10 protein-coding genes are annotated in these 12,196 nt (G+C 52.9%); 1 reads left to right on the top strand and 9 read right to left on the bottom strand.

Features of this window, described 5'->3' with window-relative positions; all coding sequences use genetic code 11:
• Window positions 1–12: 12 nt before the first annotated feature.
• The 7 genes from HMY34_RS16135 to carA all read right to left on the bottom strand — a co-directional run bounded on the left by HMY34_RS16135 (window position 13) and on the right by carA (window position 7,025).
• Entirely contained in the window at window positions 13–450 is a 438-nt protein-coding gene (locus tag HMY34_RS16135) for a DUF2384 domain-containing protein (RefSeq protein ID WP_202716464.1), read from the bottom strand.
• Between the two features lie 2 nt (window positions 451–452).
• Window positions 453–731 (bottom strand): segregation and condensation protein A, encoded by a 279-nt coding sequence (locus HMY34_RS16130; protein ID WP_202716463.1) that lies wholly within the window; start codon window positions 729–731, stop codon window positions 453–455.
• A gap of 96 nt (window positions 732–827) precedes the next feature.
• A complete protein-coding gene (locus HMY34_RS16125) occupies window positions 828–1,565 on the bottom strand; it encodes an adenosylcobinamide-GDP ribazoletransferase (protein ID WP_202716462.1) in 738 nt (245 codons plus the stop codon).
• Window positions 1,565–2,173: an alpha-ribazole phosphatase family protein gene (cobC, locus tag HMY34_RS16120; protein ID WP_202716461.1), complete on the bottom strand. Its 609-nt coding sequence runs from the start codon at window positions 2,171–2,173 to the stop codon at window positions 1,565–1,567. Before cobC ends, HMY34_RS16125 begins: the two co-directional genes overlap by 1 nt.
• Complete coding sequence (gene greA / locus HMY34_RS16115; RefSeq protein WP_202716460.1) at window positions 2,173–2,658, bottom strand: transcription elongation factor GreA; 486 nt, start codon at window positions 2,656–2,658, stop codon at window positions 2,173–2,175. Before greA ends, cobC begins: the two co-directional genes overlap by 1 nt.
• A gap of 4 nt (window positions 2,659–2,662) precedes the next feature.
• On the bottom strand, window positions 2,663–5,893 hold the full coding sequence (carB, locus tag HMY34_RS16110) for a carbamoyl-phosphate synthase large subunit (RefSeq protein WP_202716459.1): 3,231 nt from the start codon (window positions 5,891–5,893) through the stop codon (window positions 2,663–2,665).
• Window positions 5,886–7,025 carry a glutamine-hydrolyzing carbamoyl-phosphate synthase small subunit gene (gene carA, locus HMY34_RS16105; protein ID WP_202716458.1) on the bottom strand — a complete coding sequence of 380 codons (1,140 nt, stop codon included), beginning with the start codon at window positions 7,023–7,025 and terminating at the stop codon, window positions 5,886–5,888. Before carA ends, carB begins: the two co-directional genes overlap by 8 nt.
• 251 nt (window positions 7,026–7,276) lie before the next feature.
• Here carA and HMY34_RS16100 point away from each other — a divergent pair, with 251 nt between their 5' ends.
• Window positions 7,277–8,257, top strand: a complete 981-nt coding sequence (locus tag HMY34_RS16100; protein WP_202716457.1) for a polysaccharide biosynthesis tyrosine autokinase — start codon at window positions 7,277–7,279, stop codon at window positions 8,255–8,257.
• On the opposite strand, the gene dnaE is transcribed toward HMY34_RS16100, so the two are convergent.
• The gene (gene dnaE, locus HMY34_RS16095; protein WP_202716456.1) at window positions 8,254–11,784 is read right to left on the bottom strand and encodes a DNA polymerase III subunit alpha; all 3,531 of its coding nucleotides are present in this window, start codon (window positions 11,782–11,784) and stop codon (window positions 8,254–8,256) included. The two genes, HMY34_RS16100 and dnaE, sit on opposite strands and share 4 nt — an antisense overlap.
• On the bottom strand, window positions 11,781–12,137 hold the full coding sequence (locus tag HMY34_RS16090) for a nucleotide pyrophosphohydrolase (protein WP_202716455.1): 357 nt from the start codon (window positions 12,135–12,137) through the stop codon (window positions 11,781–11,783). The genes dnaE and HMY34_RS16090 overlap by 4 nt, the downstream gene beginning before the upstream one ends.
• Window positions 12,138–12,196 lie beyond the last annotated feature (59 nt).

Here is a 12,196-nt window from a genome sequence, read left to right as displayed (position 1 = left end):
CTTTTGCATCAACTAGGCTGCTGCTGCCTTCTTTTCTTCAGCCGCTGCATGAAGCGCATCGTTGATCGCGTAACCGTAAGCACAATCCACTTCAATTCTGACCCGCATTAAACCGTCATCGCCCTCATCCAACATCACCGCTAAAGGGTGACGACGCTGAAAACGGCGGTGCGGCTTGCTCAACCACATCACCCGCATCTGGCTGCTGAACGGAAACGTGGTGCGCAACGCATCGGCAATGCCCACAATGTGGTCAATGCGGTTCATCATTTCGGTGGTTTGCGGGAAAGTTTTATCGCCTTGACGGTATTGCTGCAAATGGCGCGGGCGCACTTCTTCGCCCAACTGCAAAATTGCCAGCATCTCATCCGCGCTGATCTTCCATTCATCCATGTGATTAAGAACAGCTCGCGTCAAAGCGCCCATTTCTTCGCTTGAAAAGGTTTGCATGGTTAATCCCTCTTTTTCAGGCCAGCAATCGACACCACTTTCGTCGCACTGACTTCATCAATAAAGTGCGGACGCTCTTCACTCACCCCAGCCAATTGCGCCAATTCACGTTCACGCGCTGCAATCAAATCAAAGCATTTTTTCACGTCTTCAACCGTCGCATCGGATAAGGGGTAACGCACGGCTGAATCTGAAGGGGTTAAATCGCGAATAATGCCGCCGAGGGTTTTACGCATCGCCATCAGGATACGTTTTTCTGTGGAGAACTGTTCTGCTGACATAATAATTATGGCCTGCCTGTAAAGCTGCGAAATAATAAGATTATCTTAACAGCTAAGCCAATACCATACCACCAAGATGGGGATTGCGCGGTACTCTCAAGCGGTCACGGCGGCGACAAACAAACCAACTGCCTCCAATAACACAATACTCGCGCCAATAGACTCCCAAGTTAGCCCGCCACTCGTCTGTTTGAGGCGTAAACGAATCAGCAACAGCAACACAAACACCCCCAATAACGGGATTCCTGCCACCAATGCGATCGGTAATGCCAAAAACAACCAAATAAACAAGGCAACGTAGGGAAATTCAACCCGAAAATCTTGCGCCAGCGTTTGCCCCGGCGCACTTAGCGTGAACCCAATCAATGCCGCCACTAACAGACGTGCCGCCAGCGGTGCCATCATAATGTACAGCCACAGTTTGTATTCAATCAGCACTGAAAGCGCTGAAAACTTGACCATCATCACCAGCGCCATGACCCCCATGACACCGAAATGCGGCATCGGCAACTGCGCCGCCTCTGCATCATCCGCTACAGCAGCGCTTTGCCCACCAAACAACCACACATTAACGCTACGCGCCAATGCATCCAGATGATGCAACTCACTGATAAACAACCAAGCCGTCAACAAAATCACCGACGCCAACATCGGTTCAATGCCTTGCAAGCGCCATGCGGTTAGGGCAAGTAACCCACCCATTAACGCACCAATCACCGGAAACCAGATCAAACCACGCCCTTTTTCTTCCGCCGAAAACGCGGAAATTGGCGGTGCTGGCAATAATGTCAACACCCGCAACGCCACCTGAAAAGAACGCAGCACGGCTTTCATTATCCGCAACCGTGTACCAACAAACTGGCCCATTCACCGCTACGGTCACGCAATACCCGCAAGCGGGTCAACGCGCCGTACTCAATGTTCAAGGCCAGCAAGCGCTCATCCGACATTTGCAATACGTGCGCAATAATCACCCGAATCACCAAGGCATGAGTCACCACCAGCACCCGTTCGCCTCGATAGGCACGTCCCATTTCTGTCCATGCATCCAACACACGGGCGCGAAAATCGCCAAAGCTTTCGCCGCTCGGTGGCGATACTTGCGCGGGATTCAGCCACCATTGCGCCAACGCTTCGGGATGCGTCGTCATCACGTCTTGCGGATTACGCCCTTCCCATTCCCCGAAATGAATTTCCCGCAAACGCTCATCGCGCACCAGCGGCAAATCCTGTTTTTGTGCAAACCATTCGGCGAAAGCAGCGCATTGCATCCGAGGCGAAGTCACCACGGCATCCCAGTCTGGGCTGGCACGACCGAAAGCTTGTTTGAGCTGCTTCCAACTGGCTTTGGTGAGCGGGGTATCGAGTTCACCGCAGAACACGTCTCCCGCTTCCACCGCACCGTGTTGCAACAGGCCAATATGAGTAAAATTATTGGCCACTATTGATAGCTAACCGCAACGATTTCATACTCACGCTTGCCACTCGGCGCTTGCACGACCGCCACGTCACCTTCTTCCTTACCAATCATCGCCCGCGCAATCGGGGAAGACACCGCCACACGGTTGTGCTTAATGTCTGCCTCAATGTCGCCAACAATCTGGTAAGTAATGGTTTCGCCGGTTTCGACCGCTTCAAGCTCGACGGTTGCACCGAAAACCACTTTGCCGGGATTCATTGCACCCACGGCTACCACATCAATCACTTGCGCCATCGACAAGGTACTTTCCAGTTCTTTAATACGCCCTTCGCAAAAGCTTTGCTGCTCACGTGCTGCGTGGTATTCGGCGTTTTCTTTCAAATCGCCATGCTCACGGGCGGTCGCAATCGCCTGAATAATTTGCGGGCGATCTTCGGTTTTCAAACGCTGCAATTCAGCCTTCAAACGCTCCGAACCCTTCAATGTTAGCGGTGGTCTTGTACTCATCGCTTCAAACCCCTTGTTCTGTTATTTCCTGATGTAAATCTTGTAAGCAATAAACCTGCTCACTGTCAGTGTAGGCCATCGCTTTGCACAATGCCCGCGCACCTTCAATCGTGGTGGTGTAGGTAATTTTGTGCTGCAAGGCTTCGCGGCGAATCTCAAACGAGTCGCGGGTCGACTGTTCGCCTTCGGTCGTGTTCACGATCAGGTCGATTTCCTCGTTCTTGATCATATCGACGATATTGGGGCGGCCTTCGCGCATTTTGTTAACGATTTCGCAGGTTACACCGACGTTCTGCAATTCGCGTGCCGTGCCACGGGTGGCAACGATTTTGAAGCCTTGCCCGATCAGCATATCACCCACTTCTTTCAGGTGACGGCGGTCTGCTTCGCGCACACTGATGAACGCCACGCCAGAGGTTGGGTAAACTTCGCCCGCTGCGTATTGCGCTTTCCCGAAGGCTTCGGCAAACGTCCTGCCCACGCCCATGACTTCGCCCGTGGATTTCATTTCGGGGCTAAGGATTGGATCAACGCCGGGGAATTTGATGAACGGGAATACCGCTTCTTTCACCGCGTAGTAGGACGGGATGATTTCGTTCAACGCATTCTGCGACGCTAAACTTTGACCAGCCATGCAACGTGCCGCCACTTTTGCCAGCGGACGACCAATCGCTTTGGACACGAAAGGCACGGTACGTGAGGCACGCGGGTTTACTTCCAGCACGTATACGTCGTCGCCTTTGATGGCAAATTGCGCGTTCATCAAGCCGATAACGTTGAGGGCTTTGCCCATCTGTGCCATTTGCTCACGCAATTGGTCTTGGATGTCCGCACGCAAGGAATACGGTGGTAAAGAACACGCTGAGTCACCGGAGTGGATACCCGCCTGTTCGATGTGCTGCATAATGCCGCCGATCAGCACGTTCTCACCGTCGCAAATCGCGTCAACGTCCACTTCGATGGCATCGTCCAAATAACGGTCGAGCAATACCGGAGAATCATTGGACACGGATACTGCCGTGGTCATGTAACGGCGCAATTCGTTTTCGTGGTAAACGATTTCCATCGCCCGCCCACCCAGCACGTAAGACGGACGCACGACTAACGGATAGCCGATTTCGTCTGCCAAGCGTACCGCTTCGTCGATGCTTCTGGCAGTGCGGTTCGGCGGCTGCTTCAAGCCAAGCTTGTGAATCAGTTGTTGGAAACGCTCGCGGTCTTCCGCCAAGTCGATGGAATCCGGCGATGTACCAATGATCGGCGCACCCAATGCTTCCAAATCACGTGCCAATTTCAGCGGGGTTTGCCCACCGTATTGCACGATCACGCCGTAAGGTTTTTCCAGATCCACGATTTCCATCACGTCTTCGAGCGTCAGCGGCTCGAAATACAGACGGTCAGAGGTGTCGTAATCGGTGGAAACAGTTTCAGGGTTGCAGTTGACCATGATGGTTTCAAAGCCATCATCACGCAACGCCAACGCCGCGTGGACGCAGCAGTAGTCGAATTCGATCCCTTGACCGATACGGTTGGGGCCGCCACCCAGCACCATGATTTTCTTACGGTCGGTGGGGTTGGATTCGCACTCTTCTTCGTAGGTGGAATACATGTACGCGGTATTGGTTGCAAATTCCGCCGCGCAGGTATCGACGCGCTTATACACTGGGCGCACATTGAGCTTGTGACGTGCCGCCCGTACCGTTTTCTCGGTTTCGTGCAACAGCTTAGCCAAACGGCGGTCAGAGAAGCCTTTGCGTTTCAATGCCCGCATTTCGTCGCTAGACAGGCTATTGAGCAAGCGGTCTTTCAAACCATTTTCAAGGTCAACCAGTTCTTTGATTTGCACCAAGAACCACGGGTCGATGCTGGTTTGCGCGAACAGCTCTTCAATGCTCATGCCCAAACGGAAGGCATCTGCGACGTACAAAATACGTTCGGAACTGGCTTCGGTCAGTTGGCGGCGCAGCGTATCTTTCGCATCAGGGTCTTGCGGATCAATGCGCTCGTTCAAGCCATCAATACCGGTTTCCAAACCGCGCAGGGCTTTCTGGAACGACTCTTGGAAAGTGCGCCCCATTGCCATGACTTCGCCCACGGACTTCATTTGCGTGGTCAAACGCGAGTCAGCTTGCGGGAATTTCTCGAAGGTGAAACGCGGGATTTTGGTGACAACGTAGTCGATGGATGGCTCGAACGACGCAGGCGTTGCCCCACCGGTAATCTCGTTGCGCAATTCATCCAAGGTGTAGCCGACCGCCAGTTTCGCCGCCACTTTCGCAATCGGGAAGCCGGTGGCTTTGGAGGCGAGTGCGGAAGAACGTGACACCCGTGGGTTCATTTCGATAACGATAATGCGCCCATCTTTCGGATTGACCGAAAACTGCACGTTAGAACCGCCGGTATCCACACCGATTTTGCGTAAGACCGCGATGGAGGCGTTCCGCAGCAATTGGTATTCCTTGTCGGTCAAGGTTTGCGCTGGCGCTACCGTGATCGAGTCGCCGGTGTGGATGCCCATCGGGTCAAGGTTTTCGATGGAACAGATAATGATGCAGTTGTCGTTACGGTCACGCACGACTTCCATTTCATACTCTTTCCAGCCGAGCAGGGATTCTTCCAGCAGGACTTCGGTGGTCGGAGACATATCCAGCCCACGCGCCACGATGGTTTCAAATTCCTGCTTGTTGTAGGCAATACCGCCGCCGCTGCCGCCCATCGTGAACGAGGGGCGAATAACCACGGGGAAGCCAAGGGTGGCTTGCACCGCACGGGCTTCGTCCATCGTATGGGCTACGCCGGAACGGGCGGATTCCAGACCGATTTCATCCATCGCTACTTTGAATTTCTGGCGGTCTTCTGCCATGTCGATGGAGACTTCGTTCGCACCAATCATGTCCACGCCGAACTTTTCCAGCACGCCCTGGCGGGAAAGGTCGAGCGCACAGTTGAGCGCAGTTTGCCCACCCATTGTGGGCAGTAGCGCGTCAGGGCGTTCTTTTTCAATGATTTTGGCGACGGTTTCCCAACGGATTGGCTCGATGTAAATCGCATCCGCCATGTTGGGGTCGGTCATAATGGTCGCGGGGTTGGAATTGACCAAAATGACGCGGTAGCCTTCCTCACGCAGCGCCTTACACGCTTGCGCACCGGAATAGTCGAATTCGCACGCCTGACCGATAATGATCGGGCCTGCACCAATAATCAGAATGCTTTTAATGTCAGTGCGTTTAGGCATGTGCGGCTCTCATCATCTCAATGAAACGGTCGAATACAGGGGCTACGTCGTGCGGGCCGGGGCTGGCTTCGGGGTGTCCTTGGAAACTTAACGCGGGGCAGTCGGTGCGTTCGATACCTTGCAATGTGCCGTCAAACAACGAGCGATGCGTCGCACGGACGTTGGCTGGCAGCGTGGTTTCATCCACCGCAAAACCGTGGTTTTGGCTGCTGATCATCACGCGCTTGCTGTCCAAGTCTTGCACCGGATGGTTCGCGCCGTGATGCCCGAACTTCATCTTGACGGTTTTCGCGCCACTAGCAAGACCGAGCAATTGATGACCGAGGCAAATACCGAACGTGGGGACTTTTTGTTCCAGCACTTCGCGGATAGCGGCAATCGCGTAATCGCACGGTTCTGGGTCGCCGGGGCCATTGGAGAGGAATACGCCGTCTGGTTTCATCGCCAGTACATCTGCCGCTGGGGTTTGCGCAGGCACGACAGTAACGTGGCAACCACGATCCACCAACATGCGCAGGATATTGGTTTTGATGCCGTAATCGTAAGCGACGATGTTGAATTCAGCCGTTGTCGCGGTAGAGGGGCGTGGGGTGGCGGGGTTTAACTGCCAACTGCCTTCTGTCCACACATAGCTGGACTTGACGGTGACTTCTTTCGCCAAATCCATGCCCTTCAAACCGGGGAAGGAACGTGCCGCATCCAGTGCCACATCCACGGAGAGGTTTTCACCTGCAATGATGCAGCCGCGTTGTGCGCCTTTTTCACGCAAAATGCGCGTTAAACGGCGTGTGTCGATGTCGGCAATCGCGACAACGTTATTGCGGGCTAAATAATCTGGCAGGGATTCTTCCGCACGCCAGCTACTGTAAACCGCAGGCACGTCACGCACGATCAGCCCAGCCGCGTGGACTTGGGTGGATTCGCAATCTTCCTGATTGACACCAACGTTACCAATATGCGGGTAAGTCAAGGTAACGATTTGGCGTGAATACGACGGGTCAGTCAGGATTTCCTGATAGCCTGTCAGTGCGGTATTAAAGACCACTTCACCCGTGGTTTGGCCATCACAGCCGAGGGAACGCCCGTGGAAAACACTCCCGTCTTCCAGCACCAGCAGTGCTTGCTTGTTCAAAAGAACCTCCGAAGTCTACATACGAAACGGGATGAGGCGTGGCTCATCCCGTGAAATTAGTAGGATGGCATTTTACTCTTTGCCCGACGGAGTGTCCATGCACGCTTTCACGGAAACTTAATGCTTATGCGCTGATCTATTGTATCGGAGCAGATGCAATATGTTTATGCAAACACGCTTTCAACCATGCAAATTATATTTTCTTATGTATAATCAGTGAAATCAGGGCTAAATTGGGGAATTTGTCAATCATGAATGCACACGAAAAAGGGTTCATACACGTATCAACCTTCGACACCGGCGGTACATCGCTGCGGGAAGAATTCCGTAAATTGCGTATTGTGGTTAAGCGCCGCGAAAAAACGTTGCTGAGTATGTATTTAACGGTTTTTTTAGCCGCGTTGTTTACCACAGAGGCGTTAAGCCCTGACCTTTTTAAAAACTTTATCTTAAGTTTTATTTTAGGCTTGTGTGCCGGGATGATTGCCGCATTTGTCCGCGAAGGTACGGACGCGATTATCAAAAATCCAGACATGCTGGCGCGCGTATTGCCGATTCCACTGTTGGGCGTTGCGCCTGCCATCCCCAAAAAAGCGGGCAATTATGCGTTTCAGAGTGCCGAGCGCCCCGATTCCAACGTGGCGGAAGCGTTTCGTTCCCTGCGCAATAATCTATTAGTCGTCACCCAGCAACAGCGCCCAAAAGTCATCAATGTGACCAGCACCGATGCGAGTGAAGGCAAAAGCAGCACCAGCATTAACCTCGCCACTGCCTTTGCAAAAGCGGGGACACGGGTATTGTTAATTGATGCGGATTTACGCCGCCCAACGCTGCACAAGCATTTTAAATTAGACAACACCAAGGGGCTGGGTAATTACTTGGCAGGGTTAGATGATTTCAAAACGCTCATCCGCCCCACCAAGATTACTAATTTGCAACTGTTGTCATCTGGCCCGATTACCCCGCATCCAGTGGAATTATTGTCCAGCGAACGTTTGACGCAATTGATTGCCACCACTGAACAACAAGATGCGCCGTTTGACCTGATCATTATTGACTCACCACCCGTGATGGGCATGGCGGATGCGTTGCTTATCGGCAATCGCGTCCATGCCACTTTATTGGTAGTTGCGTGTAATGAAACCCGCCGTCGCCCGCTTCATGCCGCGTTTGAGCGTTTGAAACAGGCGCGTACCAATATGGTCGGTGTAGTGTTGACCAAGGTGCGTTAAAACACCAAGCTGACATTTTCCTTGCCCAATAGCTGGCGTAGATCACGCACTCCGGCATCGTCTAGCGGCACTGTCCACGTTCCACCTAAGCGCAGATCGGCACGCGCTTGGGCATTAAAATATTCAATTGTAATCGGAAAACTGCCCGCTGTTGCTGCTGGTTTCAAGCGTTGGCGCAGGGCGGGCAATATGCCTTGCTGCACCTGCTGCTCTTCCAGTCGCAACACCAATTTGCGCAGGAAGTTTTCACGCACGGACTGCATATTGTGAACTTTTTCGACGCGCAACCGCGTTTTACCCGTGCGCTGATCGGTATCGAGTGTACCTTCCAATACCACGCAGGCTTCTTTTTCCAACAAATTGCCGTACTGGGTAAACGTATCGGTGAAAATCATCGCCTCGTAATAAGCGGTATTGTCGTCCAATTGCACAAACGCACGTTTGCCATTATCGGTGTGTTGCGTGCGCACACTCGCCACCAACCCCGCTAACATCACCGGCTCACGGCGGTACTTAGTGCTGTCGTCTTCGGCAATATCGACCAATTTTTTGCGACTGCCCAAACCGGCAATTTCTGACTGGTATTCATCGAGGGGATGCCCGGTGAGGTACAACCCCAGCGTTTCTTTTTCCAAACGCAACCGTTCTTTTTCAGGAAACTCTTCGCGCTCTGGCATGGTGGCTTCTGGTGTCGATTCCGCCACGCCGCCGCCAAATAATCCGCCGAACAGGTCGGTTTGCCCCGTGCCTTGATTGCGATTGTATTGTTCTGCCATGCGCATGGCTTCGGGCAGGTATTCGAGCATGGCGCGGCGCGTCCCGCCCAGGCTGTCGAACGCACCGGATTTAATCAGGGTTTCCAATACACGGCGATTAACCTTTTGTGTACCCGCACGTTTGCAGAGATCCGCCAGTGATTTAAATGTCCCATCTTTATTGCGCTGTTCCACCAAAATACTCAAGGCGGCTTCGCCTGCGCCTTTGACTGCGCCCAGCCCGTAAATAATGCGGTTTTGGTCATCCACCGTGAATTGGTATTCGGAGCGGTTAATATCCGGCGGCAACACCTGCAAATTCAATTGGCGGCAATCGTCCAACAACGTGACAACTTTTTCGGTGTTATCCATATCCGCTGACATGACTGCAGCCATGAACGCGGCGGGGTGATGGGCTTTTAGCCATGCGGTTTGGAAGGCGACGAGGGCGTAGGCGGCGGAATGGGACTTGTTAAAACCATATTCCGCGAATTTCTCCATTAAATCAAATATATAGCCCGCCTGATTTTCATCGACATTATTGTTACGCGCTCCCTCCATGAAAATGGAACGTTGTTTTGCCATCTCTTCTGGTTTCTTTTTACCCATTGCGCGGCGCAACATGTCCGCCCCACCCAGCGTATATTGGGCAAGGACTTGCGCAATCTGCATAACCTGTTCTTGGTAAACAATAACGCCGTAGGTCGGTTTGAGGATTTGCTCTAAGCTCGGATGCGGGTATTCGACCTTGGCAATGCCTTTTTTACGGTTGATGAAATCATCCACCATCCCCGATTGCAATGGGCCAGGGCGGAACAGTGCCACCAATGCCACCACATCCTCAAACACATCCGGTTGTAGGCGGCGGATCAGGTCTTTCATGCCGCGTGATTCAAGCTGGAACACGGCGGTGGTTTTTTGCGCCTTGAGCAGATCAAAGCTGGCTTTGTCATCCAGCGGAATGCGGTTAATATCAACGGGCGGCAAACCTTTCGCCGCTTGCTTACGATTAATGGTTTGCAACGCCCAGTCGATAATGGTGAGGTTGCGCAAGCCCAAAAAGTCGAATTTGACCAGCCCAATGTCTTCCACGTCATTTTTGTCGAATTGCGATACCACGCTATCGCCATTTTCCTCGCAGCAAATCGCGGTGAAATCGGTCAAATCAGTCGGGGAAATCAATACCCCACCCGCGTGTTTGCCGGTGTTGCGCGACAAGCCTTCCAATGAAATCGCTAAATCCAGCAAAGATTTAACATCTTCATCGCGCTCGGACAATTCAATCAAATCGGGGGAAATCAGTTCAGAATCTTTTTTCGATTTCTCACTAATCCCCAACGCATCTTGCAGGGTAATACCAATGGTGAACGGGATCAATTTTGCAATCCGATCCACAAAACCGTAGGGATGCCCCAGCACCCGCCCCACGTCACGCACCACTGCTTTTGCCGCCATCGAACCGTAGGTGATGATTTGCGAAACCTGATTACGCCCGTAAGTTCTGGCAACGTAATCAATCACTTTATCGCGCCCATCCATGCAGAAGTCGATGTCAAAATCAGGCATTGACACCCGTTCTGGATTGAGAAAACGCTCAAACAGCAAGTCGTAAGCCAGCGGATCAAGGTCGGTGATTTTCAACGCATACGCCACCAATGAACCCGCACCAGACCCCCGCCCAGGGCCTACCGGAATACCGTTATCTTTTGCCCACTGGATGAAATCCGCAACGATCAGAAAGTAGCCGGGGAAACCCATTTTATTGATCACGCCGAGTTCGATTTTCAGGCGTTCGTCGTACACTTTGCGCTTTTCGGCAAACGTTGGCGTACCGCGTGGGTATTGGTCGCCATAAAGGAAATCAAGGCGTTCTTCCAACCCTTTTTCGCTGACTTGGCAGAAGTATTCGGCTTCAGTCATGCCCTCAGGAATCGGGAATTGTGGCAGGTAATTTTTACCCAAGGTCAGCGACACATTGCAGCGTTTGGCAATTTCGACCGTGTTACTGATGGCGCTAGGGATGTCGGCGAACAGTTCCGCCATTTCGTCGCCCGTGCGCAAATATTGCTGCGGGCTGTAACGTTTGGGGCGTTTGGGGTCAGCCAGCACGTAGCCGTCGCGAATGCAGACCCGCGCTTCGTGGGAAGCAAAATCGGATTCGGCAATGAAACGCACATCGTTGGTGGCGACTACGGGGATGTCGTGCGCAAGGGCAAGGTCGATGGCGGCGTGGATGTAGCCTTCTTCGCCATCGCGCCCGGTGCGTTGCAGCTCTAAATAATAGCGGTCGGGGAAGGTTTCCAGCCATTCTTGCAGGCGTTTCTCAGCGAGTTCTTGGTTGCCAGAGAGCAAGGCTTGACCTATATCGCCCTCGCGTCCGCCGGAGAGCATGATGACGCCGTCGCTGAATTCCTTGATCCACTCGCGTTGTACACGCGGTACGCCCAGCACTTGCCCTTGTTGGTAAGCGCGGGATACGAGTTTGGTTAGATTGCGGTAGCCGGTGTTGTTTTGGCACAGCAAAATCGTGTGGAACAAGGTATCCGTGCCTTGTTCGTCTGCCAGCAACAGGTCGAGTCCGAAAATGGGTTTTATGCCTGCGCCCATTGCGGCTTTGTAGAATTTCACCAAGCCGAAAAAGTTGTTTTGGTCGGTAATGGCAAGCGCGGGTAAGTCTTTGCTCGCGGCAACTTTCATCAGCGGTTTGATGCGGATGGTGCTATCGACCAGCGAATATTCGGTGTGGAGGCGGAGGTGGACGAATGGGGTCATGCGTCGTCTCCTGCCTGCAATTCGGTATATTTCTTCGCCGACCCTTTCGCCAATTCCACCGGATATTTACACCGATTCTGCACCATCTTCTCCCGCACCGCCGCTTCCAAATCAATCCCCAAATCCGCACACAAATACGTCAGGTAGGTTGCGACATCCGCCACCTCATCACGCAACTGCGGCATGATTTTATCCAATGCCGCACCCTGCCGGTCTTCCCACTGAAACAATTCCAGCACTTCGCCCGCCTCTAGCGAAAGTGAAATTGCAAGGTTGCGCGGGGTGTGGAACTGCGCCCAATCACGTTCGGCGCGGAAGTGCATGAGTTCATCCACAAGGTCTTTCGGCAGCATGGTAATGTCCTGTTGAATCCAATAAGCATTATAATCCCCGAATCAGAACCTGACAGAAG

The sequence above is a fragment of the Thiothrix subterranea genome (assembly GCF_016772315.1).
In the GTDB taxonomy this organism is placed as follows: domain Bacteria; phylum Pseudomonadota; class Gammaproteobacteria; order Thiotrichales; family Thiotrichaceae; genus Thiothrix; species Thiothrix subterranea.
The sequence above is the reverse complement of the archived record's forward strand: the minus strand, read 5'-3'. Positions and strand labels throughout refer to the sequence as shown.